General features: G+C 62.5%; 26 protein-coding genes. 12 read left to right on the plus strand and 14 right to left on the minus strand.

What is annotated here, in order from left to right; all coding sequences use genetic code 11:
* Positions 1–7: 7 nt before the first annotated feature.
* Positions 8–310, minus strand: coding sequence for a c-type cytochrome (locus tag QQL85_RS25050; protein ID WP_016712845.1), 303 nt, complete (start codon positions 308–310; stop codon positions 8–10).
* Between the two features lie 201 nt (positions 311–511).
* Between QQL85_RS25050 and yihA the strand changes: the two genes are divergently transcribed.
* Positions 512–1,144: a ribosome biogenesis GTP-binding protein YihA/YsxC gene (gene yihA / locus QQL85_RS25055; protein ID WP_284357097.1), complete on the plus strand. Its 633-nt coding sequence runs from the start codon at positions 512–514 to the stop codon at positions 1,142–1,144.
* Positions 1,145–1,544: 400 nt separating this feature from the next.
* Here yihA and polA read toward each other — a convergent pair whose 3' ends face one another.
* The gene (gene polA, locus QQL85_RS25060) at positions 1,545–4,292 is read right to left on the minus strand and encodes a DNA polymerase I (RefSeq protein ID WP_284357096.1); all 2,748 of its coding nucleotides are present in this window, start codon (positions 4,290–4,292) and stop codon (positions 1,545–1,547) included.
* Positions 4,293–4,367: 75 nt separating this feature from the next.
* Between polA and QQL85_RS25065 the strand changes: the two genes are divergently transcribed.
* Positions 4,368–4,655: a DUF2782 domain-containing protein gene (locus QQL85_RS25065; protein WP_010951520.1), complete on the plus strand. Its 288-nt coding sequence runs from the start codon at positions 4,368–4,370 to the stop codon at positions 4,653–4,655.
* A gap of 69 nt (positions 4,656–4,724) precedes the next feature.
* Positions 4,725–5,675 (plus strand): homoserine kinase, encoded by a 951-nt coding sequence (locus QQL85_RS25070; RefSeq protein ID WP_284357095.1) that lies wholly within the window; start codon positions 4,725–4,727, stop codon positions 5,673–5,675.
* Between the two features lie 112 nt (positions 5,676–5,787).
* On the opposite strand, the gene QQL85_RS25075 is transcribed toward QQL85_RS25070, so the two are convergent.
* On the minus strand, positions 5,788–6,744 hold the full coding sequence (locus QQL85_RS25075; protein WP_284357094.1) for a zinc ABC transporter substrate-binding protein: 957 nt from the start codon (positions 6,742–6,744) through the stop codon (positions 5,788–5,790).
* 18 nt (positions 6,745–6,762) lie between these two features.
* Here QQL85_RS25075 and zur point away from each other — a divergent pair, with 18 nt between their 5' ends.
* The 4 genes from zur (at position 6,763) to QQL85_RS25095 (ending at position 9,628) form a co-directional block, all read left to right on the plus strand.
* On the plus strand, positions 6,763–7,248 hold the full coding sequence (zur, locus tag QQL85_RS25080) for a zinc uptake transcriptional repressor Zur (RefSeq protein WP_284357093.1): 486 nt from the start codon (positions 6,763–6,765) through the stop codon (positions 7,246–7,248).
* The gene (znuC, locus tag QQL85_RS25085; RefSeq protein WP_284357092.1) at positions 7,245–8,018 is read left to right on the plus strand and encodes a zinc ABC transporter ATP-binding protein ZnuC; all 774 of its coding nucleotides are present in this window, start codon (positions 7,245–7,247) and stop codon (positions 8,016–8,018) included. The genes zur and znuC overlap by 4 nt, the downstream gene beginning before the upstream one ends.
* Positions 8,011–8,793, plus strand: coding sequence for a zinc ABC transporter permease subunit ZnuB (gene znuB / locus QQL85_RS25090; protein WP_284357091.1), 783 nt, complete (start codon positions 8,011–8,013; stop codon positions 8,791–8,793). Before znuC ends, znuB begins: the two co-directional genes overlap by 8 nt.
* 127 nt (positions 8,794–8,920) lie before the next feature.
* On the plus strand, positions 8,921–9,628 hold the full coding sequence (locus QQL85_RS25095; protein ID WP_284357090.1) for a PA5502 family lipoprotein: 708 nt from the start codon (positions 8,921–8,923) through the stop codon (positions 9,626–9,628).
* A gap of 99 nt (positions 9,629–9,727) precedes the next feature.
* Here QQL85_RS25095 and katE read toward each other — a convergent pair whose 3' ends face one another.
* Positions 9,728–11,863 (minus strand): catalase HPII, encoded by a 2,136-nt coding sequence (gene katE, locus QQL85_RS25100; protein WP_284357089.1) that lies wholly within the window; start codon positions 11,861–11,863, stop codon positions 9,728–9,730.
* Positions 11,864–12,090: 227 nt separating this feature from the next.
* On the opposite strand from katE, the gene QQL85_RS25105 reads away from it, so the two are divergent.
* From QQL85_RS25105 to QQL85_RS25115, 3 genes are all read left to right on the plus strand, one after another.
* A complete protein-coding gene (locus tag QQL85_RS25105; RefSeq protein WP_284357088.1) occupies positions 12,091–13,098 on the plus strand; it encodes a methionine ABC transporter ATP-binding protein in 1,008 nt (335 codons plus the stop codon).
* Complete coding sequence (locus QQL85_RS25110) at positions 13,098–13,769, plus strand: methionine ABC transporter permease (RefSeq protein WP_284357087.1); 672 nt, start codon at positions 13,098–13,100, stop codon at positions 13,767–13,769. The genes QQL85_RS25105 and QQL85_RS25110 overlap by 1 nt, the downstream gene beginning before the upstream one ends.
* A gap of 64 nt (positions 13,770–13,833) precedes the next feature.
* Positions 13,834–14,604 (plus strand): MetQ/NlpA family ABC transporter substrate-binding protein, encoded by a 771-nt coding sequence (locus QQL85_RS25115; RefSeq protein WP_284357086.1) that lies wholly within the window; start codon positions 13,834–13,836, stop codon positions 14,602–14,604.
* Between the two features lie 119 nt (positions 14,605–14,723).
* Here the strand turns inward: QQL85_RS25115 and QQL85_RS25120 are convergent, their stop codons facing one another.
* From QQL85_RS25120 to QQL85_RS25140, 5 genes are read right to left on the minus strand one after another with little or no spacing between them, the layout of a single operon-like run.
* Positions 14,724–15,356: an SCO family protein gene (locus QQL85_RS25120; protein WP_284357085.1), complete on the minus strand. Its 633-nt coding sequence runs from the start codon at positions 15,354–15,356 to the stop codon at positions 14,724–14,726.
* Positions 15,353–16,246, minus strand: coding sequence for a heme o synthase (cyoE, locus tag QQL85_RS25125; RefSeq protein WP_284357084.1), 894 nt, complete (start codon positions 16,244–16,246; stop codon positions 15,353–15,355). The genes QQL85_RS25120 and cyoE overlap by 4 nt, the downstream gene beginning before the upstream one ends.
* The gene (locus tag QQL85_RS25130) at positions 16,231–17,310 is read right to left on the minus strand and encodes a COX15/CtaA family protein (protein WP_284357083.1); all 1,080 of its coding nucleotides are present in this window, start codon (positions 17,308–17,310) and stop codon (positions 16,231–16,233) included. Before QQL85_RS25130 ends, cyoE begins: the two co-directional genes overlap by 16 nt.
* A gap of 9 nt (positions 17,311–17,319) precedes the next feature.
* Entirely contained in the window at positions 17,320–17,901 is a 582-nt protein-coding gene (locus QQL85_RS25135) for a hypothetical protein (protein ID WP_284357082.1), read from the minus strand.
* Entirely contained in the window at positions 17,870–18,607 is a 738-nt protein-coding gene (locus tag QQL85_RS25140; protein WP_284357081.1) for an SURF1 family protein, read from the minus strand. Before QQL85_RS25140 ends, QQL85_RS25135 begins: the two co-directional genes overlap by 32 nt.
* 51 nt (positions 18,608–18,658) lie before the next feature.
* Here QQL85_RS25140 and QQL85_RS25145 point away from each other — a divergent pair, with 51 nt between their 5' ends.
* Positions 18,659–18,862: a twin transmembrane helix small protein gene (locus QQL85_RS25145; RefSeq protein WP_043198635.1), complete on the plus strand. Its 204-nt coding sequence runs from the start codon at positions 18,659–18,661 to the stop codon at positions 18,860–18,862.
* Positions 18,863–18,973: 111 nt separating this feature from the next.
* Here QQL85_RS25145 and QQL85_RS25150 read toward each other — a convergent pair whose 3' ends face one another.
* Genes QQL85_RS25150 through coxB form a run of 4 tightly spaced genes read right to left on the minus strand, consistent with a single transcriptional unit; the run spans position 18,974 to position 23,215 of the window.
* Positions 18,974–19,861 carry a cytochrome c oxidase subunit 3 gene (locus tag QQL85_RS25150; protein WP_284357080.1) on the minus strand — a complete coding sequence of 296 codons (888 nt, stop codon included), beginning with the start codon at positions 19,859–19,861 and terminating at the stop codon, positions 18,974–18,976.
* 16 nt (positions 19,862–19,877) lie between these two features.
* The gene (locus QQL85_RS25155; RefSeq protein WP_284357079.1) at positions 19,878–20,444 is read right to left on the minus strand and encodes a cytochrome c oxidase assembly protein; all 567 of its coding nucleotides are present in this window, start codon (positions 20,442–20,444) and stop codon (positions 19,878–19,880) included.
* A 10-nt stretch (positions 20,445–20,454) separates the two neighbouring features.
* On the minus strand, positions 20,455–22,044 hold the full coding sequence (gene ctaD, locus QQL85_RS25160; protein WP_284357078.1) for a cytochrome c oxidase subunit I: 1,590 nt from the start codon (positions 22,042–22,044) through the stop codon (positions 20,455–20,457).
* A 43-nt stretch (positions 22,045–22,087) separates the two neighbouring features.
* On the minus strand, positions 22,088–23,215 hold the full coding sequence (gene coxB / locus QQL85_RS25165; protein WP_284357077.1) for a cytochrome c oxidase subunit II: 1,128 nt from the start codon (positions 23,213–23,215) through the stop codon (positions 22,088–22,090).
* Positions 23,216–23,583: 368 nt separating this feature from the next.
* Between coxB and QQL85_RS25170 the strand changes: the two genes are divergently transcribed.
* Positions 23,584–24,225, plus strand: a complete 642-nt coding sequence (locus tag QQL85_RS25170) for a hypothetical protein (protein ID WP_284357076.1) — start codon at positions 23,584–23,586, stop codon at positions 24,223–24,225.
* A 133-nt stretch (positions 24,226–24,358) separates the two neighbouring features.
* Here QQL85_RS25170 and QQL85_RS25175 read toward each other — a convergent pair whose 3' ends face one another.
* Entirely contained in the window at positions 24,359–25,891 is a 1,533-nt protein-coding gene (locus tag QQL85_RS25175; protein WP_284357075.1) for a SulP family inorganic anion transporter, read from the minus strand.
* Between the last annotated feature and the right edge of the window lie 182 nt (positions 25,892–26,073).

Raw genomic sequence — 26,073 nt, forward strand, 5'->3', positions numbered from 1 at the left:
TGAAATGTTATGTATCGGGACTGCCGCTCATCCAAAGGATGACCAAACGGTAGTCCTCGGCACTGCAGTCCATGCACAATCCACGCGGCGGCATAGCCTTGAAACCCTGGGTCACATGCTTCACCAGTACCTCCATGCCTTGCGCCAGCCTTGGCTCCCAAGCTGCCCGGTCACCCCGTCTGGGTGCCTGCGGCAACTGCCCGGTGTGACAGGCCGCACACGTGCGGTTGTACAACACCTCGGGATCCTGTGTAGCCTGTGCGCTGAAAACCGGCAGGAACATACCGACAGCAAGCAGCCATTTCGCCATGCGGAACGACCTTCAGGGTTGGGGGCCGCGCTGCGTTCTGTTGCGCGAGCTATTGTTCGACACCCCATGCTCTTTCCCCTTCGCTGGGAGAATGAGCACACAAAAACTGGGGCATTATATACTTCCGCCATCCAAACGGAAACGACACCGCTTGCCAGGCTCGGGCCTACAGAGTCAGGCAACACCCACATCGGATATCCCATGCAAGTCAAGAACCCCATCCTCGGCCTCTGCCAGAAAGCCAAATTCGCCCTTAGCGCAGCCAAGGTCGAACAATGCCCGGACGACCAGGGTTACGAGGTGGCGTTTGCCGGCCGCTCCAACGCCGGCAAATCCAGCGCCCTCAACACCCTGACCCATGCCAGCCTGGCGCGTACCTCGAAAACCCCCGGGCGCACCCAGCTGCTGAATTTCTTCAGTCTGGACGATGAACGGCGTTTGGTCGACCTGCCGGGCTACGGTTATGCAAAAGTCCCGATTCCGCTCAAGCAGCACTGGCAGAAACACCTGGAAGCCTATTTGGGCAGCCGCGAGTGCCTGCGGGGCGTGATCCTGATGATGGACGTGCGCCACCCGATGACCGATTTCGACAAGATGATGCTCGACTGGGCCAAGGCCAGCGGCATGCCGATGCACATCCTGCTGACCAAGGCGGACAAGCTGACCCACGGCGCGGGCAAGAACACCCTGCTGAAAGTGCAGTCGGAAATCCGCAAGGGTTGGGGTGATGGCGTGACCATCCAGCTGTTCTCGGCACCCAAGCGCCTGGGCGTGGAAGACGCCTACCGGGTGCTGGCGGACTGGATGGAGCTGGAAGACAAGCCTGTCGTTTGAAGGTTTGCTGGTCCCTTGTGGGAGCGGGTTTACCCGCGAATGCGGCGGTATATTCAACATCGCATTCGCGGGTGAACCCGCTCCCACAGGGTTACCCACAAGCATTCGCTCAAATTCCGGGCAAAAAAAACCCCGGACTTCGTATGGGGAGGGGGAAGTTCGGGGTCCAAGTCCGGACCGCTAGGGCGGGGTCCAGATATCTGCCAACACTTAACACAACATAGGAGCATCGAAGGGCTTCACCAGCCATTCAGTTACTCTGAGTTCCGCTTCACCGGTTTAGTTCCGAAGCCCTGAAAACTATTTGCGATAGTTTCATGAAACTTCAGCACCACTGGCACTAGCGGTGCCAGGATCCGCATCACCACGTCGCAGATCCTACACAGCTTTCCCCGCTCAATCAGTGAGCTTCGTCCCAATTCGCACCAATTCCTGCCTCCACCAGTAGCGGCACATCCAGCTGCGCGGCCCGGCTCATGTGCTGGCGAATTTCATCTTTCACCTGCTGAACCAGGTCTTCACGCACCTCAAGTACCAGTTCGTCGTGTACCTGCAGGATCACCCGGGCATCCAGCCCACTCTCGGTCAGCCAGTTGTCCACATTGACCATCGCTCGCTTGATGATGTCGGCCGCCGTGCCCTGCATGGGCGCGTTGATCGCCGTGCGCTCAGCGCCTTTGCGCAAGGCCGGGTTCTTGGCGTTGATATCCGGCAGGTACAAGCGACGCCCGAACAGGGTTTCGACAAAGCCTTGTTCGGCCGCCTGGGCACGGGTGCGCTCCATGTAGGCCAGCACGCCCGGGTAGCGGGCGAAGTAGCGGTCGATGTAGTCCTGCGACTGCTTGCGGTCGACACCGATCTGCTTGGCCAGGCCAAAGGCGCTCATGCCGTAGATCAGGCCGAAGTTGATGGCCTTGGCTTTGCGGCGTTGATCGGTAGTGACGTCTTCCAGCGCCACGCCGAACACTTCCGCCGCCGTGGCACGGTGCACGTCCAGGTCATTGCGGAAGGCATGCAGCAAGCCTTCGTCCTTGGCCAGGTGGGCCATGATGCGCAGCTCGATCTGCGAGTAGTCCGCCGCCAACAGCTTGTAGCCCGGGCTGGCAATGAACGCCTGGCGAATACGTCGGCCTTCGGCGGTGCGGATCGGGATGTTCTGCAGGTTCGGGTCGCTGGACGACAGACGGCCGGTTGCCGCCACTGCCTGCTGGTAGGAGGTGTGGATTCGCCCGGTGCGCGGGTTGATCTGGCCCGGCAACTTGTCGGTGTAGGTGCTCTTGAGCTTGCTCAGGCTGCGGTACTGCATCAGCACCTCAGGCAGCGGGTAGCCTTGCTCGGCCAACTCGTCGAGCACGGCCTCGGCGGTGGATGGCTGGCCCTTGGCAGTCTTGCTCAGCACCGGCATGCCCAGCTTGTCGTAGAGGATCGAGCCCAACTGCTTGGGCGAGCCGAGATTGAATTCCTCACCGGCCAGCTCATAAGCGCGCTGTTCCAGCTCGGCCATCTTCACGCCCAGTTCACCGCTCTGTACATGCAGCAGCGCAGCGTCGACCAGCGCACCCTGGCGCTCGATCTTGGCCAGCACCGGCACCAGCGGCATCTCGATCTCCATCAGTACCGGCTGCACGCTCGGCGTCTGCGCCAGGCGGGCCTGCAGTGCCTGGTGCAGGCGCAGGGTGATGTCGGCGTCTTCGGCAGCGTAAGGGCCGGCCTTGTCCAGGTGGATCTGGTTGAAGGTCAGCTGCTTGGCACCCTTGCCGGCGATGTCCTCGAAGGCGATTGTGGCGTGGTCGAGGTACTTCTGCGCCAGGCTGTCCATGTCGTGACGGGTGGCCGTGGAGTTCAACACATACGACTCGAGCATGGTGTCGTAGGCCACACCACGCATTTCGATGGCGGGCGAGCCGTTGGCGAGGATATTGATGTCGTACTTGGCGTTCTGCCCGACCTTGGCTTTGGCCGCATCTTCCAGCAGCGGTTTCAGTGCCAGCAACACGGCCTCGCGGCCCAGCTGAACCGGCGCGCCTTCATAGTCGTGGGTCAAGGGCACATAAGCGGCCTCATGCGGCTCGACGGCGAACGACAGGCCGACCAACTGCGCCTGCTGGGCGTCCAGGCCGGTGGTCTCGGTGTCGAAGGCGAACAGCGGCGCTTGGCGCAGCTTTTCCAGCCAGGCATCGAAACGGGCCTGGTCGAGGATGGTTTCGTACTTGGGCTCGACCTTGGCGGCGAGTTCCTCGACCGGTGCAACGTCATCACCGGCCCTGGCGGCGTCACGCTGAACCTCAGCGACCCAACTCTTGAACTCCATCTCGTTGTACAGCGCCAGCAGCGCTTCACGATCTGGCTCGCCGCACACCAGCGCATCGACCTCGACATCCAGCGGTACATCGACCTTGATGGTGGCCAGCTCATAGGACAGGAACGCCGCGTCCCGGTGCTCCTCCAGCTTGGCCGGCAGGGTCTTGGCGCCGCGAATGGCCAGTGCCGGGACCTTGTCCAGGTTGGCATACAAGTCGCTAAGGCCGCCGCCGATACCTGTCAGCAGGCCGACGGCAGTTTTTTCGCCCACACCTGGCACGCCGGGAATGTTGTCGACCTTGTCGCCCATCAGGGCCAGGAAGTCGATGATGTGTTCCGGGCCGACGCCAAATTTCTCATGCACGCCAGCCACGTCCAGCACGCTTCCGGTCATGGTGTTGACCAAGGTAATGTGCCCGTCCACCAGCTGCGCCATGTCCTTGTCACCGGTCGAGATGATCACCGGTCGGCCCTGGGCGGCGCTGCTGCGCGCCAGGGTGCCGATGACGTCGTCGGCCTCGACACCCTCGACGCACAGCAGCGGGTAGCCCAGCGCCCTCACGCTGGCGTGCAGCGGCTCGACCTGCACCCGCAGGTCGTCCGGCATGCTGGGACGGTTGGCCTTGTAATCGGCGTACATGGCATCGCGGAAGGTGCCGCCCTTGGCGTCGAACACCACCGCGAAGAGGCTGTCGGGGTATTGCTTGCGCAGGCTCTTGAGCATGTTCAACACCCCCTTCACCGCACCGGTCGGCATGCCCTTGGACGTGGTCAGCGGCGGCAGGGCGTGGAAGGCGCGGTACAGGTAGGAGGAACCGTCCACGAGGACGAGGGGCGCTTGGCTCATGAGCAGAATCAACCTTTTCGACGGGTCCGGCGCTAGAATAGCCAGAATCATTGACGACAAAGGGACTAGGTTATCATGCGTACACTCAATCGCCTGTTACTGCTCGGCCTGTTGGCAACCATGCCTGTCGTTACCCTGGCGGCGGACGACGCCCCCTCGGCCGATCCCGAGGTGACCATTCGCACGGAAGGCGACAAAACCATCCAGGAATACCGGCAAAACGGGTTCCTGTATGCGATCAAGATCACGCCGAAAAACGGCAAGCCATATTTTCTGGTGCGCGCTGATGGCACTGATGCCAATTTCATTCGATCCGACCAGCCGGACATGCTGATTCCGTCCTGGAAGATCTTCGAGTGGTAATCTGACGCGCACCGTTCACATCAACCCGGCACTTCCCGGCGGAAGTGCCCGTATGGGCAATTTTTCATCATGTCAGTCTTCACCCCCGTGACCCGGCCTGAGCTGGAAACCTTTCTGGCGCCGTACGAGCTGGGCCGTCTGCTCGACTTCCAGGGCATTGCCGCCGGCACCGAGAACAGCAATTTCTTCGTCAGCCTCGAACAGGGGGAGTTCGTCCTGACGCTGATCGAGCGCGGGCCGAGCGAGGACATGCCGTTCTTCATCGAACTGCTCGATACCCTGCACACTGCCGACATGCCGGTGCCCTATGCCATTCGTGACCGCGACGGCAATGGCCTGCGCGAACTGTGCGGCAAGCCTGCGCTGCTGCAACCACGCCTGTCGGGCAAGCACATCAAAGCGCCGAACAACCAGCATTGCGCCCAGGTTGGCGAGCTGCTGGCACACATTCACCTGGCTACCCGCGAGCACATCATCGAGCGCCGCACTGACCGTGGCCTGGACTGGATGCTGGCCTCGGGTGCCGAGCTGCTGCCGCGCCTGTCCGCTGAGCAAGCCGCACTGCTGCAGCCGGCACTGGATGAAATTACCGCGCACAAGGCGCAGATCCTGGCGTTGCCGCGGGCCAACCTGCATGCCGACCTGTTCCGCGACAATGTGATGTTCGAAGGCACCCACCTGACCGGTGTGATCGACTTCTACAACGCCTGCTCCGGGCCGATGCTGTATGACATCGCCATCACCGTGAACGACTGGTGCCTGGATGAGAAGGGCGCAGTGGATGTACCGCGTGCTCAGGCGCTGCTGGCAGCTTATGCAGCGCTGCGGCCGTTCACGGCGGCCGAGGCCGAACTGTGGCCGGAAATGTTGCGGGTAGGGTGTGTGCGCTTCTGGCTGTCGCGTCTGATTGCGGCGGAATCGTTCGCCGGGATGGATGTGATGATCCATGACCCTAGCGAGTTTGAAGTGCGTTTGGCGCAGCGCCAGCAAGTGGCTTTGCACTTGCCGTTTGCCCTCTGATACCGGGTCTGCTTCTTCGCGGGTGAACCCGCTCCCACAGGTACGGCGATAGGCTTGAGACTAGCGCTATCCCTGTGGGAGCGGGTTTACCCGCGAATAGGCCGGAACAGGCTTACAGCTGCTCCAGGCACCCAGCCAAGTCCCCGCCCAGCTTCTCCAGCAACCGCTCATACCCTTTGCCATCCACCGGATCGGTACCACCCAGTGCATCCAGCTCGGCCAAACGCACCGGCAGCCCGGCAGTCAGGGTCTCGGCCAGGCGTGGCCGCAGAGGCGGTTCGCTGAACACGCAGGTCTTGCCCACTTCCTGCAGGCGCTTGCGCATGGCAGCAACATGTTGCGCCCCAGGCTGCACCTCGGACGCCACGCTGAACACGCCGGTATGCTTCAAGCCATATTCAGCCTCGAAGTAATCGAATGCTTCGTGGAACACGAAGTACGGTTTGTCGGCAATACCCGCCACCCGCGCCTTGATTCGCCCATCCAGCGCATCCAGGCGCTCATCGAACGCCTTGAGGTTGCTCTGGTAGCGCGCCGCATTGGCCGGGTCTACCTGAGCCAGGTCCGCTGCCATTTTCGCCGCGATTACCCGCGCATTGACCGACGAAAGCCACAAGTGCGCATCCAGGCTACCCGGGCGGTGATCGTGGTCATGGTCGTCGTGGTCTTCTTCCTCATGGGAATGGCTGTCCTCGCCAAAGTGACGCAGCTTCATGCCCGTCAGCGACTGCACGGCCACCGTAGGCTTGCTGCGGCTGCCCAGCACGCGTGGCAGGAAGCTCTCCATGTCCGGGCCGATCCAGTACAGCAGATCAGCATCGCCAACACGCCGCACGTCAGAAGGGCGCAGCGCGTAGTGGTGGGGTGAAGCACCTGGCGGCAACAGCACGTCAGGGCTGCCAACGCCATCCTGCACGGCAGCAGCGATCTGCTGCAGGGGCTTGATACTGGTGAGCACACGCACATCGGCCTGGGCGGAAAATGCGATGAAAGCGACAAACAGAGCTAGGAATCGGGACACGGTGGATACTCGAGTCGTCAGAAACAGGTAACATAATAACGTCTCCATCCAGAACCGTCGCTGCCCATGTCCATCACGCCGCTGGCCAACCGTCCTCACGATCACTCCCACTGCGTACACAGCGCACTGGCTGAAGCCGACGCCTTGTGCACCCGCCAGGGCCTGCGCCTGACCGCGCTGCGCCGCCGTGTGCTGGAGCTGGTGTGGCAGAGCCACAAGCCGCTGGGCGCCTACGACATCCTCGCCGTGCTCAGCGAGCAGGACGGCCGCCGCGCCGCGCCGCCCACGGTGTACCGCGCGCTGGACTTCCTGCTGGAAAACGGCCTGGTGCACCGCATCGCATCGCTCAACGCCTTTATCGGCTGCAGCCACCCCGAGCACCTGCATCAGGGCCAGTTCCTGATCTGCCGCGAATGCCATGTGGCCATCGAGCTGGAACAAAGCAGCATCAGCGAAGCCATCATCAACAGCGCCAAGGGCGTAGGCTTCACGGTCGAGACCCAGACGGTCGAAGTGGTCGGGCTGTGCAGCAACTGCCGGAGCGCGGCATGAGCGACGCGCTGATCCGCCTGGAGCAGGTCGGCGTGACCTTTGGCGGCGAGGCGGTGCTCGACAGCATCGACCTGTCGGTGGCGCCGGGCCAGATCGTCACCCTGATCGGCCCCAATGGAGCGGGCAAGACCACGTTGGTGCGCGCCGTACTCGGGCTGCTCAAGCCGCACCGCGGCAAGGTATGGCGCAAGCCGAAACTGCGTATTGGCTACATGCCGCAGAAGATCCAGGTCGATGCCACACTGCCGCTGTCGGTGCTGCGCTTCTTGCGCCTGGTGCCCGGCGTAGACCGCACGGCAGCCTTGTCAGCGTTGCAGGAAGTGGGCGCCGAGCAGGTCATCGACAGCCCGATCCAGACCATTTCGGGTGGCGAGATGCAGCGCGTGCTGCTGGCCCGCGCCTTGCTGCGCGAACCTCAATTGCTGGTGCTCGACGAGCCGGTGCAGGGCGTGGACGTGGTCGGCCAGACCGAGCTGTACAACCTCATCACCCGCCTGCGCGACCGCCACGGCTGCGGCGTGCTGATGGTGTCCCACGACCTGCACCTGGTGATGAGCGCCACCGACCAGGTGGTGTGCCTGAACCGCCATGTGTGCTGCTCGGGCCACCCGGAGCAAGTCAGCAACGACCCGGCCTTCGTAGAACTGTTCGGCCAGAACGCCCCGAGCCTGGCCGTTTACCACCACCATCACGACCACAGCCACGACCTGCACGGCTCGGTCGTCGCCCCCGGCACCCATGTTCACGGAGAGCACTGCAAGCATGGCTGATTTTCTTCTTTACGCCTTGCTTGCGGGATTGTCCCTGGCAGTAGTTGCGGGCCCACTCGGCTCTTTCGTGGTGTGGCGGCGCATGGCGTATTTCGGCGATACCCTGTCCCACGCCGCGCTGCTAGGCGTGGCAATGGGTTTCGTGCTGGACGTAAGCCCGGCCTTGGCGGTAACCGTGGGCTGCCTGTTGCTGGCGATCCTGCTGGTCACCTTGCAGCAACGCCAACCGCTGGCCTCCGACACCCTGCTCGGCATCCTCGCCCCCAGTACCCTGTCGCTGGGCCTGGTGGCGCTGAGCTTCATGCACGATGTGCGCATCGACCTCATGGCCTACCTGTTCGGCGACCTGCTGGCCATCAGCACCACCGACCTGGCCTGGATCCTCGGCGGCAGTGCGCTGGTCCTGCTGCTGCTCGCCGTGCTGTGGCGGCCGTTGCTGGCGGTTACCGTGCACGAAGAACTGGCGATGGTCGAAGGCCTGCCCGTGGCCGGCCTGCGCATGGCGCTGATGCTGCTGATTGCAGTGGTCATTGCAGTCGCCATGAAGATCGTCGGTGTGTTGCTGATCACTTCGCTGTTGATCATCCCTGCCGCTGCGGCGCAACGTCACGCCCGCTCCCCCGAGCAGATGGCCCTGGGCGCCAGCCTGCTGGGCGTAACCGCCGTCTGCGGTGGCCTGGCCATGTCGTGGTTCAAGGATACACCCGCCGGCCCGTCGATCGTGGTCTGCGCGGCAGTGCTATTCTTGCTGAGCCTGGCCTTGCCGAAACGTTGAAAAACAAGGCGTGTGAAGGCATGCCTTGCAACCTTTTGCCGGGTAAAGGGTCTGTAAGACCTGTTTTCGAGCGTGCGCACCTGGGTGTAGACTTGCTCGCTTTTTGCGCAAATAGAGAGTCGCAGGAATGAAGCCGTTCGCCTCCCGTTATCTGCTTGTTGCCGCGTTTTCCCTGTTCCTGGCTGCCTGTTCCAGCGCACCGGTCGAACAGGCCACCGCACCTGCCCAAGCCGATGCCTGGCAGCAGTTGCAACAGAACATCGCCAGCAACGAGCTGGCCACCGCCGAAGACCAGCTGGCAGCCCTGCAGGCCCAGTCGCCGGGTGACGCGCGCCTGGAGCAATACCAGCGTCAGTTGGCCGAAGCCTATCTGCAACGCAGCCAGATCGTCCTGCAAAAGGGCGATGTGAACGCGGCAGCTACCGCGCTGGCCCGTGCCCGCGCGCTGATGCCGCAGGCCCCGGCAGTGACCGGTGGCGATCCCCTGTCCCAGGCACGCAAGGCCGAGCTGGAGAAGGCAGAAGCTGCCTTGAAAGCCGCTGAAGCCAAGCCCAAGGCCCGCATCATCGACCCGACCGCACCGAGCACGGTGGTGGCCTTGAAGACCACCGACAGCCGCGCCATGCGCCGCCAACTCGATGACATTGCCGCCGATGTGGTGAGCTATGACTGCGAGGTGGTGTTCCAGGTGCCACGTACTGACGATGCGCCGTGGCTGAAGACCTTGCTGGAGAAGCGCGTGCGCAAGATCGACAGTGGGTTTGAGCTGAAGCAGAAGCATGAGATTCAGCGCTCGCTGCCGGCGCAGGTGGTTCTGGTACCGCATCAGCAGTAAAAAAAGCTTCGCGGGTAAACCCGCTCCCACAGGGTTCTGCACAGGCCCCAAGGTCGGTGCAATTCCTGTGGGAGCGGGTTTACCCGCGAAGAGGCCCTATCAGGCCGGCACAGCCTGTGCAGCCGCCTCCCGCTCCCACACCCGATGCCCTTCAACCGCCTTCACAAAGCCATCCACCACCTTCTGCTCATCCCCCAGCAGTAAACCCTTGTCTTCCTTCAGCCCAAGGCCCTTCGCCAAGTCTTTGGTCAACACCATGGGCTTGAGGTGCTTATAGCCCTCCAGCAGAAAATGCTTGGCCAACCCGCTACCCGCCATAGCATCCGTCGACGCTTTGCCCCCCGGCACAACAATGCCGTCGAACATGATCGACGGCATGCCCTCCATTGAGGCATCCACCGCCAGTGGCTTGCCATCCGCCGCCTTCACCGGTGCCGACGTTGGCCCCAGCAGCATCAGCCGTGCACTCACAGCCTCCAGTGCCTTGACCAGCCTGTCGACGCTCGCAGCATCCACGCCGTCCGCTACCAGCACAGCAACCTTGCGCCCCTTGATGCCCACTTCGCCTGCATGGCTCATCTGGCTCAACGCCTTTGACTGCGCAGGTTTGCTGCCTTTCACCTTGACCGTGCCGCGCTTGGGTGCCGGCAAACCAAGGTTGCCTGCCACCGCGGCCGCCAGTTTCAAATCGATGTTCGCCAGAATCTCATTCACCACACGCTCGCGAATGGTTTCACGCTCTACCTTGCCCAGCTCAAAGCTGTAAGCCTTGATGATGTGCTGCTGTTCGGTCGCGCTCATGCTCTGGAAGAACAGCCGCGCCTGCGAGAAGTGGTCGCCAAACGACTCGCTGCGCTGGCGGATCTTGTGCGCATCGATGCGCTCTTGGTAACTCTCGAAACCGCCATCCTGCGCTGCAGGCGGTGTTTCTTTCGGCCAACCGCCATCGATGGAGTTGGGCTCGTACGAAGCACGGCCCTTGTCGATGGTCATGCGGTGCATGGCATCACGCTGGCTGCTGTGGTTGGGCGCCACCGGCCGGTTGATCGGGATTTCATGGAAGTTCGGCCCACCCAGGCGGCTGATCTGCGTATCGGTGTAGGAGAACAACCGGCCTTGCAGCAACGGGTCGTTGGTGAAGTCGATGCCCGGCACGATGTGCCCCGGGCAAAAAGCCACCTGCTCGGTTTCTGCGAAGAAGTTGTCCGGATTGCGGTTGAGCACCATCTTGCCCAGCAGCGTTACCGGCACCAGTTCCTCCGGGATGAGCTTGGTCGGGTCGAGCAGATCGAATTCGTACTTGTGCTCATCGGCCTCAGGCACGATCTGCACGCCCAGTTCCCATTCAGGGTAATCACCCGACTCGATGGCCTCCCACAGGTCGCGGCGGTGATAGTCGGCATCCTTGCCCGCCAGTTTCTGCGCCTCGTCCCACAACACCGAATGCACACCCTCGCGCGGCTTCCAGTGGAACTTGACGAAGCTGGCCACGCCTTCGGCGTTGATCAGGCGGAAGGTGTGCACGCCAAACCCTTCCATCATCCGCAGGCTGCGCGGGATGGCGCGGTCGGACATGGCCCAGATCACCATGTGTGCCGATTCGGGCACCAGCGAAACGAAGTCCCAGAACGTGTCGTGGGCCGAGCCGCCGGTGGGCATTTCATTGTGTGGCTCAGGTTTCACGGCATGCACGAAGTCCGGGAACTTGATGGCGTCCTGGATGAAGAACACCGGCATGTTGTTGCCAACCAGGTCGAAATTGCCCTCGTCGGTATAGAACTTGACGGCAAAGCCGCGCACATCGCGCACCGTATCACCCGAGCCACGCGGCCCCTGAACGGTGGAAAAGCGCACGAACACCGGGGTGATCTTGTCGGGATCTTGCAGGAAACCGGCTTTGGTCAGATCCGCATGGTTGCCATAACTCTGGAAGTAGCCGTGCGCCCCGGTACCACGGGCATGCACGATGCGCTCCGGGATGCGCTCATGATCGAAGTGGGTGATCTTCTCGCGCATGATGAAGTCTTCGAGCAGCGACGGCCCGCGTGCGCCAGCCTTGAGGCTGTTCTGGTTGTCGGCAATCTTCACCCCCTGGTTGGTGCGCAGGGCCTGGCCGGTAGCGTCGCTGCGGAAGGTTTCCAGGCTCTGCAACTTGACATTGGTATTGGCCCGGTCCGGGGTCTGGGTGCCAGCGGCTTCACTCTGCTTGGGCGCGTCCGTTTTCTTGCTGGGCATGGTCGGCTCTCCTCATCAGTCTTCAGGCGTGCCCGTTGCGGGCTTGTTCAACTAGTGACTGGGCGGCTTCGCCGAGCGTTCAATCAGGATTACCGGTTGTCGCGATATGCCCGATGGATTGGTGCATTACGAAATAAATGCTAAGAACAGCTATGGGAAAAGGCTAAAATGCGCGACCTCAGCTAACCGCTGACCCCAATTTCAATGCGCCCCACAAGGTTCGCTACGTGATCGAGTTCCAACAGGTACATAAGACCTACCGCGTTGCCGGTAGGGAAATCCCCGCACTGAATCCGACCAGCCTGACCATCGAAGATGGCCAGGTGTTCGGCCTGATCGGCCATTCCGGCGCTGGCAAAAGCACCATGCTGCGCCTGATCAACCGCCTGGAAGAACCTTCCGGCGGCAAGATCATCGTCGACGGCGAAGACGTCACCGCGTTCAACGCCAGCCAGTTGCGTGGCTTCCGCCAGCAGGTCGGGATGATTTTCCAGCACTTCAACCTGCTGGCCTCCAAGACCGTCGCCGACAACGTCGCCCTGCCATTGACCCTGGCCGGCGAGCTGTCGCGCAGCGAAATCGACAAGCGCGTCACCGAGCTGCTGGCCCGCGTGGGCCTGTCGGACCACGCCAAAAAGTACCCGGCGCAGCTGTCCGGCGGCCAGAAGCAGCGCGTCGGCATCGCCCGCGCTCTGTCCACCAACCCGAAAATCCTGCTGTGCGACGAGGCCACCAGTGCCCTCGACCCGCAAACCACGGCCTCGGTCCTGCAACTGCTGGCCGAGATCAACCGTGAGCTGAAGCTGACCATCGTGCTGATCACCCACGAAATGGACGTGATCCGCCGGGTCTGCGACTGCGTGGCGGTGATGGACGCCGGCCAGATCGTCGAGAAAGGCTCGGTGGCCGATGTGTTCCTGCACCCGCAGCACCCCACCACCAAGCGCTTTGTCCAGGAAGACGAGCAGGTCGACGAAGGCGAGCAGCGCGACGACTTCGCCCATGTCCCGGGCCGCATCGTGCGCCTGACCTTCCAGGGCGACGCCACCTACGCGCCGCTGCTGGGCACCGTGGCCCGCGAAACCGGTGTGGACTACAGCATCCTCGCCGGGCGTATTGACCGCATCAAGGACGTCCCCTATGGCCAGCTCACCCTCGCCCTGATCGGCGGTGACATGGAAGCGGCGTTCGCCCGCTTCAAGGCAGCTGACGTACATATGGAGGTACTGCGTTGATGGACGCCCTGAATTTCTTTGCCAACGTCGACTGGGCCGAAATCTGGCTGGCCACCCTCGACACCATGATCATGCTGTTCGGCTCGCTGTTCTTCACCGTGCTGCTGGGCCTGCCGCTGGGCGTGCTGCTGTTCCTCTGCGGGCCAAAGCAGATGTTCGAGCAGAAGGGCGTATATGCGCTGCTGTCGCTGGTGGTCAACATCCTGCGCTCGCTGCCGTTCATCATCCTGCTGATTGTGATGATCCCGTTCACCGTGCTGATCACCGGCACCTCGCTGGGCGTGGCCGGCGCCATCCCGCCGCTGGTGGTGGGTGCCACGCCGTTCTTCGCCCGCCTGGTGGAAACCGCCCTGCGTGAAGTGGACCGCGGCATCATCGAGGCTACACAGTCGATGGGCGCCACCACCCGCCAGATCATCACCAGTGCGCTGCTGCCGGAGGCCCGTCCGGGTATCTTCGCGGCCATTACCGTCACCGCCATCACCCTGGTTTCGTACACCGCCATGGCCGGTGTGGTGGGTGCTGGTGGCCTGGGCGACCTGGCTATCCGCTTCGGTTACCAGCGTTTCCAGACCGATGTGATGGTGGTGACCGTGGTACTGCTGCTGGTACTGGTTCAAGTACTGCAGAGCGTGGGCGACAAACTGGTCGTGCATTTTTCCCGTAAGTAACCCCAATGGGGTCGGCTTGGCCGACCCGTTCGGGGGCCGTCGCGGCCCTCACAAGGAGTGATCAATGAAGAAGCTGCTTGCTGTCGCTGCCGCTGTTGCGGCCTTCTCGGCCCACGCCGATACCCTGACCGTTGCCGCCACCCCGGTGCCGCACGCCGAGATCCTCAACTTCGTGAAACCGCAGTTGGCCAAAGAAGGCGTGGAGCTGAAGGTCAAGGAATTCACCGACTACATCCAGCCGAACGTGCAGGTGGCCGAAAAGCGCCTGGACGCCAACTTCTTCCAGCACCAGCCGTACCTGGATGAATTCAACAAGGCCAAGGGCACCAGCCTGGTCAGCGTGGCTGGCGTGCACATCGAGCCGCTGGGCGTGTACTCGACCAAGATCAAGAAGCTGGACGAGCTGTCCTCCGGCGCCACCGTGGTCATCCCCAACGATGCTACCAACGGCGGCCGCGCCCTGCTGCTGCTGGACAAGGCCGGTGTGATCAAGCTGAAGGACAACAAGAACATCCTGTCCACCGTGAAGGATATTGCCGAGAACCCGAAAAGCATCAAGTTCCGTGAGCTGGAAGCGGCCACCATCCCGCGTGTGCTGACCCAGGTCGATGCCGCCCTGATCAACACCAACTACGCGCTGGAAGCCAAGCTGAACCCGGAAAAAGACGCGCTGGCCATCGAAGGCAGCGACTCGCCGTATGTGAACATCCTGGTTGCCCGCCCGGACAACAAGGACTCGGAAGACATGAAGAAACTGGCGGCTGCACTGCACTCGCCTGAGGTGAAGAAATTCATCATCGAAAAATACAAGGGCGCTGTGGTTCCGGCCTTCTAAGCCGCCCAATCGCGCTGGATTCTTCGCGGGTAAACCCGCTCCCACAGGTGAAGCGTAGGCCGTGAGCCTTGTGCTATCCCTGTGGGAGCGGGTTACCCGCGAAGCTTTTTGAGGCCCACTCAATCCCGCTTGACCAGCCCGGGCAACTGCGCCACCAGCTTCTGGTTGTTGAACGGCGCACGAATGAACCCACGCTGACGCCCATCCGGCCCGACAACGGCCAGGTTACCGCTGTGATCCACGGTATACCCCGGTTTGCTGGTATCCGCCGGAATGAACGGAATGCTCAAGGCATTGGCCAGCTTCTGGGTATCTTCGATAGACCCCGCCACCCCGACAAAGTCCTTGTCGAAATAGCCCAGGTACTGCTTCAGCTGGTTCGGCGTGTCGCGGTTCGGGTCCACACTCACCAGCACCACCTGCAGCCGGTCGACGGCTTCCTTGGGCAGCTCGCTCTTCACCTGGCGCAACTGGGCCAGGGTGGTCGGGCAGATGTCCGGGCAGTAGGTGTAGCCAAAGAATAGTAGCGACCATTTGCCTTTCAGATCATCCAGCTTTACCGGGTGGCCATCCTGGTTGGTCATGGTCACGTCGGCCACGGTACGGCTCTGCGGCAGCAGGATGATGCCGGCGTCGATCAACTCGGTGGGGTTGGGCTGGTCGCGGCCATTGAGCACCTTGTTGACGGTCAGGCCCAGGATCAACGCGACCAGGGCGACGAGGATGAAGACGGTTTTCTGGGTTCGGGTCATAGGTTCAGCAACAGGTAGTGGTCTAGGAGCAGTGCGATGAACAGCGCGAACAGGTAGCCGATAGAGTACTTGAAGGTGCCGATCGCCGCGTGCGGCTGGCTGCCACGGTACAACACCCAAGCCCATTGCAGGAAGCGCAGGCCCAACGCCAGGGCACAGGCCAGGTACAGCGGGCCGCTCATGTGGATGGCGTACGGCAGCAGGCTCACCGCCAGCAGAACCAGGGTGTAGAGCAGGATATGAAGCTTGGTGTAGCGCTCGCCATGGGTCACCGGCAGCATCGGGATATCAGCCTTGGCGTACTCTTCCTTGCGGTGGATGGCCAGCGCCCAGAAGTGCGGCGGGGTCCAGGCGAAGATGATCAGCACCAGCAGCAAGGGTTCGGCGCTGACATGGCCACTTACTGCCACCCAACCGAGCAACGGCGGAGCGGCGCCGGCAAGGCCGCCGATGACGATGTTCTGCGGCGTGGCACGCTTGAGAAAGCCGGTGTAGAGCACCGCATAGCCGAGCAAGGATGCCAGGGTCAGCCAGGCGGTGAGGGCGTTGGTGAACGCCAGCAACAGGGCCATGCCCAGCAGCGCCAACGCCAGTGCAAACAGCAACGCCGGTAGCGGCTCGACCCGGCCTTGGGCCAGCGGCCGCTTGTGGGTACGGGCCATCAGCGCATCGATGCGCCGGTCCACCACATGGTTCACCACCGCCGCAGCGCCAGCGCACAGGCCAATGCCCAGGTTGCCGAACAGCAACACGCTCCAGCCGACACCTGCCCGCGTGGCCAGGAACATACCCGCCAGCGAAGTGATCAGCATCAGTACCACCACCTTGGGCTTGGTCAGCTCCAGGTAATCGCGCCAGCTGGCCCGTCGTGCGCTCAGAAGCGTCGCCACGAGTCGTTCCTCATGTGATGGGAAATGCCCACGCCGGCCACGGGCCGCAGGCGCCAGCCTTGGCCGACACCCACGCGAACCTTGTCGACCACCCGGATGCGGTAGTTCACCAACACCATGCTCAGCAGCAACAGCGCCCCGCCGGCATTGTGCGCAACAGCCACCGCCAGCGGCAGGTGGAGCACCACGTTGCTGATGCCCAGGCCCACTTGCAGGGCCAGCGCCAGCAGTACCAGCCGCGCCAGGCCGGGGAGGCCACAGCGGTAGAGCTTCCAGCTGAGCATCAGCAACACGCAGGTCACCAGTAGCGCGCCCAGCCGGTGGCTGATGTGGATGGCCGTGCGGGCATCACTGTCCAGTTGCCCGCCCAGGTAGTTGGGGCCGACGTGTTGGGTCAGGTGGAAGCCGTTGCTGAAATCCGCCGCCGGCCACCACTGGCCATGGCAGGTGGGCAGGTCGATACAGGCGACTGCTGCGTAGTTGGCACTGACCCAACCGCCCAGGGCGATCTGGCCGATCACCACCAGCAAAGCCAGCGCAGCGATCCGGCGTAGGCTCAGCGGCAGTTTTGGCAAAGGCGCAAAGGCCCGGGATAGGCGCAGAGACAACAGGAGCAGCAGGCTTAGGGTAGTAAAGCCACCCAGCAAATGCGCCGTGACCACCTGTGGCCACAGCTTCAGGGTAACCGTCCACATGCCAAAGGCCGCCTGGGCCAGCACCACGCCCAGCAACAGCACAGGCAGGCGATAGGGCTGGCCATCGCGGGCGTGCCGACGCACCGCCTGGAAGGCGAGCAGGGCAATCACCCCGGCCAGGGTGCCGGCGAAATAGCGGTGGACCATCTCGGCCCAGCCCTTGGCCGCTTCCACCGGGTGATCGGGGAAGTGCAACTCGGCATGGGCGAGCTGAGCCTCGCTCTTGGGCACACTGATGAAGCCGTAGCAACCCGGCCAGTCGGGGCAGCCAAGGCCAGCGTGGGTCAGGCGAGTGTAGGCACCGAGCAGCACGACCAGCAATGCCAGCAGGGTGGCGAACACAGCTAAGCGGAATCCGGGTCTGGCCATGGCAGGCTCCTAGCCGATGTTGGACAGCTTGAGCAGGTGGCGCAGGTCGTCCAGCACATGCTTGCCGTTGACCTTGCCGTCGTAGCGCAGCACCAGATTGCCGTGGGGGTCGACGATCCACAGTTGCGGGCCAGGCTCACCGACCTTCTGCTGGTAGCGCGGGGCATCCAGCGGGTAGCGTTGCAGCTGCGGGTACTCGCGGCCCAACAGCGCCTGGTAGTCGGCGCTCAGCGGTTGGGCGGTGGCGAGCGCATGGCTGGCACGGCTGGCATCGCGGCCCAGGCCGACCTGGATCTGCCGGGCCAGGTACACCAGGCGCTGGCAATCCTCGGCACAGGCTTCGGGCGCGCTGACCAGCAACTGCCAGCGCTCGTCCTCGCCTGCCACGCCGATATCTGCACGGCTTTCACCGTTGCCAATCATGGCGCCGTGGTAGCTGCGGCCATCCGGCACCCAGAACTGAAGCTTGTACATGCTGGTGGCCAAAATCATCGGCCCGAGCACCACCAGCAATATCAGCAGCAGCTGCAAACGCCCACGGGCTCTGGGCTTGCTACGTTCAGGCACGCCCAGTGGAGTGGCGGTGGCCATGGCGTTTCTCCTTGTTGTGGTGCCAGCCGAAGTAGAGGTAAAGCAGAACCAGCGCGGTCGCCAGGGCAAACCACTGCACGGCGTACCCCAGGTGTTTTTCCGGGCCCAAGGCGACTACCGGCCAGTCCAGACGGTAGGTTGCCGGGCCGGGCTCCAGGCGCAACTCATGGGCAAAACCTTCGCGGCCTAGCGGCGGCCATAGCTGCCCGGCATCAACGGCGGTGAGCAGATGCGGCCATTGGCCGCCTTCCGGGTCGGGATGCAACTGAAATGTGCTGCCGGGCGATACATACACCGAAGCGTCCAGTGCCAAGGCTTGGGAAGGGGTATCGAAATGCACCGGCACTCGGCGGTCTGGCCAGGGCAGCCAGCCGCGGTTTACCAGCAGCCACAGGCCGCTGGCCTGGTCATGGAAGGGTTGCAGCAGTTCGACACCCGCTTGGCCGTCGCGCATGCGGTTGTCCAGCAACAGGCTGTGCTCGGCGTCGAAGCGGCCATAGAGGTGAACGCGGCGGAAGGCGTTGTCTTCATTCGATGCCAGCTGGGCCGTGGCGATGGGGGCCTCGATCCGCCGCTCGGCATAGGTGGCCAGCAGCACGCGCTTTTCCTCGGCGCGGCCCAGTTGCCAGCAGCCAAGCGCTATCAGGCCCGGCAGCAGTGCAAGCACCACCAGGGTCGGTACCCAGCCTGGGCGAAACGGCCTCACGGGCGCCTCGCTATACTTATCCACATCACCGCATCCCCCCGGAGTAGCGCCATGCTCAAGGCCGCGATTGTCCTGATGCTGTTGGCCACGATTGCCAGCCTGTTCAGTGGCCTGGTGTTTCTGGTCAAGGACGATGAAAACTCGACTCGTCTGCTCAAGGCACTGACCGTGCGGGTGACCCTGGCGGCCCTGACCATTGGGCTGGTGGCCTACGGCTTCATCAGTGGTCAGCTGGTCTCTCACGCGCCCTTCTGAAACTGCACCCGTTTTGAGGGCCTCATCGCCGGCAAGCCAGCTCCCACAGTGATCTCCACATGCCTTAGGCCCTGTGAACCCCTGTGGGAGCTGGCTTGCCGGCGATTGGCCCTAAAGCACATACACAAAGATGAACAACCCCACCCACACCACGTCAACGAAGTGCCAGTACCAACTGGCCGCCTCGAAGCCGAAGTGTTTCTCCGGGTTGAAGTGCCCACGCAAAATACGCACGAACATCACGATCAGGATGATCGTGCCCAAGGTCACATGGGCGCCGTGGAACCCGGTGAGCATGAAGAACGTCGCACCATAAATCCCCGACCCCAGCGTCAGCCCCAGTTTGGTGTAGGCCTCGTGGTACTCGTAGGCTTGCAATGCGATGAAGCTGAGTCCCAGAAGGATGGTCAATGCCATCCAGAATTTCAGCGGCCCGCGGTGGTCACGACGCAAGGCGTGGTGAGCAATGGTGATGGTCACACTGGAACTGACCAGCAAGATGGTATTGATCAGCGGCAGGTGCCACGGGTCGATCACTTCCTTGGGTGGCGGGAACAGTTTCGGGTCGGGCGTGTGCAACAGCGGCCAGGTGAACTCGAAGGTCGGCCACAGCATATGCGCAACCCCTTTGGCCCCTTCGCCCCCCAGCCATGGCCCGGCCAGCACGCGCACATAGAACAACGCACCGAAGAAGGCCAGGAAGAACATCACTTCAGAGAAGATGAACCAGCTCATGCCCCAACGGAACGAGCGGTCCAGCTGTGGGCTGTACAACCCCGCACGGCTCTCTTTGACCACCGAGCCGAACCAGCCAAACAGCATATAGGCCAGGAACAACGCACCAATAAAGAAGATCAGCGGCCCGTGCGATTCCGGGTGCCCGGCCTTCATGTCGTTGAACCAGGTACCCAGGCCGAACACCGTGATGAACATGCCGATGGTGGCGATGATCGGCCACTTGCTCTGCGCCGGGACGTAGTAGTGCTCATGACTTGCCATTGCTGTTCTCCTTCCCTTAACGGGCGCCCTGGACGTCCTGGGCCGCAACATGCGCGACCGGCGGGTGGCGAGCGGTGATGTCGAACAAGGTGTAGGCCAGTGTCAGGTGCTTCACGCTGGCCGGCAGGTCGCGGTCAACGATGAAGCGCACCGGCATCTCGATGCGTTCGCCGGGCTGCAGCACCTGCTGGGTGAAGCAGAAGCACTCGGTCTTGTGGAAGTACGCCGCGGCCTCGGCCGGGGTGATGCTGGGTATCGCCTGCGCGCTCATTGGCCGGTCGGTCGGGTTGTGCGCGACGAAGATCATCTGGTTCACCGCCCCTGGGTTGACCTCCAGTTGGTCAGCCGTGGAGTAGAAGTCCCAGACCATGTCACTGGCATTGGTCGACATGAACTGCACCCGCACCGAGCGCGACGGGTCGCTGACCTGGCTGCCTTCGTACTGCCCCCCGGTCTTGCCGTTGATACCGAAGGCCTTGCACATCACGTCGTAGATCGGCACCAGGGCGAAGCCGAAGGCGAACATCACCACTGTCAGCATCAGCAGGCGCGTAACCAGGCGTTTCAGCGACAGGCCTTTCATGGCGGGTTTCCTATTTCACTTCCGGCGGTGTCTGGAAGGTGTGGTAGGGCGCAGGCGAGGGGATCGACCACTCCAGGCCTTCGGCGCCATCCCAGGGCTTGGCCGGTGCCGGCGCGCCGCCGCGGATGCACTTGATGACGATGAACAGGAAGAAGATCTGCGTGGCGCCGAACATGAAGGCACCGATCGACGACACCATGTTGAAGTCGGCGAACTGCAGGTTGTAGTCCGGAATCCGCCGTGGCATGCCGGCCAGCCCCACGAAGTGCATGGGGAAGAAGGCCATGTTCATGCCGACGAACGACAACCAGAAGTGCAGCTTGCCGAGGGTTTCGTCATACATGTGGCCGGTCCATTTCGGCAGCCAGTAGTAGGCCGAGGCAAAGATGCCGAAGATCGCCCCAGGCACCAGCACATAGTGGAAGTGCGCCACCACGAAGTAGGTGTCGTGGTACTGGAAGTCCGCCGGGGCGATGGCCAGCATCAACCCGGAGAAGCCGCCGATGGTGAACAGGATGACGAAGGCGATGGCGAACAGCATCGGCGTCTCGAAGGTGAGCGAGCCTTCCCACATGGTGCTGACCCAGTTGAACACCTTCACCCCGGTGGGCACGGCAATCAGCATGGTGGCGTACATGAAGAACAGCTCGCCGACCACCGGGATGCCGACCACGAACATGTGGTGGGCCCAGACGATGAACGACAGGAAGGCGATTGCGCCGGTGGCGTACACCATCGAGGTGTAGCCGAACAGCGGCTTGCGCGAGAACGCCGGGATGATCGAGCTGACCGCGCCGAACGCCGGCAGGATCATGATGTACACCTCGGGGTGGCCGAAGAACCAGAACACATGCTGGAACAGCACCGGGTCGCCGCCGCCAGCGGCACTGAAGAAGCTGGTGCCGAAGTGAATGTCCATCAGCATCATCGTCACCACACCGGCCAGCACAGGCATCACCGCAATCAGCAGGAACGCGGTAATCAGCCAGGTCCAGACGAACAATGGCATCTTCATCAGGGTCATGCCCGGCGCACGCAGGTTGAGGATGGTGGCGATCACGTTGATCGCACCCATGATCGAGCTGATGCCCATCAGGTGGATGGCGAAGATGAAGAAGGTGACGCTGGCCGGGGCGTAGGTGGTGGACAGCGGGGCATAGAAGGTCCAGCCGAAGTTCGGCCCGCCGCCAGGGCTGAACAAGGTTGAGACCAGCAGCAGGAAGGCGGCTGGCAGCAACCAGAAACTGAAGTTGTTCATGCGCGGCAGGGCCATGTCGGGCGCGCCGATCATCAGCGGGATCATCCAGTTAGCCAGGCCGACAAAGGCCGGCATCACGGCGCCGAACACCATGATCAGGCCATGCATGGTGGTCATCTGGTTGAAGAACGCCGGCTCCACGATCTGCAGACCGGGCTGGAACAACTCGGCACGGATCACCATGGCGAACGAGCCGCCGAGCAGGAACATGATGAAGGCGAACCACAGGTACATCGTGCCGATGTCTTTATGGTTGGTGGTCAGCACCCAGCGCATCAGGCCCTTGGCCGGGCCGTGCGCATGGTCATGGCCGTGGGCGTGGTCGTCGATCACTGCACTCATGTCCTGTCTCCTGCAATCCATTGATTGCCGCGAGTAACCCGGTTCACTTGGCTTCTGCCTGCTTCAGCGCCAGCACGTCCTTCGGCGTGACCATGTCGCCTTTGTTATTGCCCCAGGCGTTGCGCTCGTAGGTGACCACAGCAGCGATGTCGACTTCCGACAGCTGCTTGCCAAAGGCGGCCATGGCCGTGCCAGGCTTGCCGTGGAAGACGATGCTCAGGTGGCCTTCCTTCGGCCCGGTGGCGATCTTCGAGCCCTTGAGCGCCGGGAACATCGGCGGCAGGCCCTGGCCTTCGGCCTGGTGACAGGCCACGCAGGTGGTGTGGTAGATCTTGTCGCCACGCGCCACCAGTTCTTCCAGGGTCCACTCCTTGCTGGTCAGCTCCTTGAGCTTGGCGGCTTCAGCCTTGCGCTCGCCCAGCCAGGTGTCATAGTCGGCCTTCGATTTGACCTCGACCACCACCGGCATGAAGCCGTGGTCCTTGCCACACAACTCGGTGCACTGGCCGCGGTAGATGCCGGGCTTCTCGACACGGGTCCAGGCTTCGTTGACGAAGCCGGGGATGGCGTCGCGCTTGACCGCGAAGGCCGGCACCCACCAGGAGTGGATGACGTCGGCGGCAGTTACCAGAAAGCGCACCTTGGCACCCACCGGCAGTACCAGCGGCTGGTCGACTTCGAGCAGGTAGTGCTCGTCCTTGGGGGCCTTGTTGTGAATCTGATCGGCGGGGGTGGCCAGGTTGCTGAAGAATTCCACGTCCTGGCCCAGGTATTTGTAGTGCCACTTCCACTGATAGCCGGTGACCTGAATGTCGATGTCCGACTCGCTGGCATCGTAGATGTCGATCAGGGTCTTGGTGGCCGGGATGGCCATGACCACCAGGATCAGGAAGGGCACCACGGTCCAGAGGATTTCCACCCAGGTATGCTCGTGGAAATGCGCGGCCTGCTGGCCGGTGGAGCGACGGTGGATGACCATCGACCAGAACATCGCGCCGAACACCACGATGCCGATGATCACGCAGATCCAGAAGATGGTCATGTGCAGGTCGAAGACGGCGTTGGAGACTTCCGTCGCCCCCGGGTGCATGTTCACGGTCCAGGCGGCGTTGGCCTGACCAAAAACCGACCACAACAGGAGGCCCATCCAGACATGTGGATGTCGCATCATTGCGGGTTCCCCTTCTAATTCTTGTTGTCCCGGAGGCGTGGCCTGCGGCAAGAGGGAACGGCGGTCAAGACTGCCTGGCTTCGACGACCGAGCCCCTGCAAAAGCAGTCGGGCCTCATCAACGAATCACGTTCACCGGGAGTATAGACAGCGACCAATGGCACGCAATGAAGCCTGTGAAATGAACTTCACGAAATGGCCAAATGCCCTGAGAGCCGCGCGCTTGAGGGGGTATGGCGCAATAATGGCAATTCGATATACCAGAGCAAGCACACGTTTGCGCGACTTATAACAAATACGTCTTAGGTATTCTGTATACCGAGCTAATTTAGTGTCTTCCGTTTGAAACGTAATGTCCCTGGAGTTGTCATGAACATCGCTGCTGTACGCGAGCAGGTAAGCCAAGCCCATCAACATGAAGGCCAGACCGGCCAATTGAAAGCGCGTCTCGAGCTGCAACTGCCCCACCTGCACCCCTCGATCCAACTGCCTGAGCAGGACGCCCAGGGTACTTTGGCGCGCTTCGTCAGCGCCTACATCGACCAGGTTCCGGAACTGCTGGAAGCCGCACACGCAGTTGCCCGCGAGGCCGGGATCGAATCGCAGATCAAACCTGTACTGAAAATTGCCGAGGCCTACTTCCTGCAGCCGCCCAGCGTGATGCAAGGGCATGTGGGCCTGGACTGCCTGCTGGATGAGGCCTACCTGGCGCACCGCCTGGTGGAGGAGGTGAATGACTTGTACATCCGCCACTTCCAGCAGCCGCTGATCCCGGTCGACACCACCGTCGCCAACCTGATTGCCCACCAGTTGATTGGTGAAGCGTTTGCCAACCAGCTGGATGAAGTGGTGCACCACTCGGTTGACGAAATGCTCAACGACGAGAGTTTTGCGGTGGAGTCAGTGGAGGCTTATCGCGAGAAACTGAGCAGCCCGGCAACTGGCGAGGCCTGGAAGCGCTGGCCTTGCCTGTCGCGACAGTTGGGTGTCGAGCTGGGTCAACCGGCCTGATACTCCTGCCCCGGCCTCTTCGCGGGTAAACCCGCTCCCACAGGGACCGCACAGGCTTTGAATGCTGTGCAGTACCCTGTGGGAGCGGGTTTACCCGCGAAGAGGCCAGTTCAGGCAACAGAGATTTTCAGCTTCAGACCCCCACCCCCGCCGTAGTGCGCAACCGCCCTTCGATCCGCCGCTTCAGGCGCCGCTGTTCTATCAACAACCGCGACCCATTCGCCGCATTGCTGCGCCCCCAGTCTTCAAGCAACTCAAGGCACGAGTGGTCGATATAGCTCAAGTTACCCAGCGGCACATGCAACGTGGTCCCCGCAGGTACGGTATCCAGCACCTGCGTAAGCGCCGGCACCTTCAGGAACGTCGCCGCACCACTGAGCCGCAGCTCCATGTGCCCAGCCTTCTCCAGGCTCACCAGGTTGATCTTCAGCCGCGCCGCCTTGAACGCCAGCTTCAACAACGTCAGGGCAAAGCCCAGCAGCACACCGGTCAGCAGGTCGGTGAAGATGATCGCCAACGCCGTCGCCGCATAGGTGAACATCGGCATGCGGCCATAACGGCCCAGGCCACGGAAGGCCTTGAAGTCGACCAGTTTGACCCCGGTAAACACCAGCACACCGGCCAGGCTAGCCACCGGAATCTGTTGCAGCACGCTGCTCAACACCACCACAAAGGCCAATAGCCACAGACCGTGGAAGATCGCCGAAGCCCGCGTCTGCGCACCCGCTTGCACGTTGGCCGAGCTGCGCACGATCACGCCCGTCATCGGTAGCGCGCCCAGCACACCACAGAGCATGTTGCCGATACCTTGAGCCGACAATTCACGATCGAAGTCCGAACGCTGGCCGCTGTGCATGCGGTCTACCGCTGCAGCCGACAGCAAGGTTTCGGCGCTAGCGATGAAGGCCAGGGCAAAGGCGGCGACCAGCAGGGTAGGGTCGGCCAACTGCATCAGGTCACCCGGGCTGATCCAGTCGATGGCCTCGGACAGGTCTGCCGGCACTTGCACCCGGTTTACCGGCAAGGCCAGCCACATACTGATAACGGTCATGGCCGCAACACCCAGCAACGCGCCAGGGACGAAACGCAGCCGTTGAGGCCGAAGGCGCTCCCAGCCCCACATGATAGCGATAGTGCCCAAGCCCAGCGCACCGGCCATCCAGCCGGAGCCTGCGCTTTCCTGTGGCAGGGCTGCGGCAACGGTGGACGGGAATTCCAGCAGGTTCTGCAACCCGGAAGGCTGCGGTGCTGTATCGAACATCACATGCACCTGCGACAGCACGATCAGCACGCCAATCCCCGCCAACATGCCGTACACCACCGCTGGCGCAGTGACACGGAACCAGCACCCCAGCCGAAGGCGCCCGGCCAGCAGTTGCAGTAGCCCGGCCAGCAACAGGATCGGCCCGAGCATGGCCATGCCGTGTTGGCGTACCAATTCGAACACCAATACAGCAAGGCCCGCCGCTGGGCCGCTGACCTGTAGCGGCGAACCGGCAAGGAAACCGACGACAACACCGCCGATAATGCCGGTAATAAGCCCTTTGGCCGGCGGCATGCCCGAAGCAATCGCAATGCCCATGCATAACGGCAGAGCCACCAGGAAGACCACCACCGACGCCAGCAACTCACGCGGCAGGGCCGCTTTCAACTGTGTAATGTTCACCGTGTTTCTCCATTCTTTGTCGCACGGCCATTCCCCTGGCCATGGGCACGTTAGCCCCTGACGAGCGCGCAGGCGCGGGCCGCCAGCGGTCATGCCGGCAGGACAGTCAGGGAATTCAAGGCAGCAGAAGGCCGCGCCACACCCTAAAGGGTGCAGCCGGCTATCAAGGTTCTAGCGGTGGA

It is taken from the genome of Pseudomonas putida (assembly GCF_030159595.1).
Classification (GTDB): domain Bacteria; phylum Pseudomonadota; class Gammaproteobacteria; order Pseudomonadales; family Pseudomonadaceae; genus Aquipseudomonas; species Aquipseudomonas putida_AC.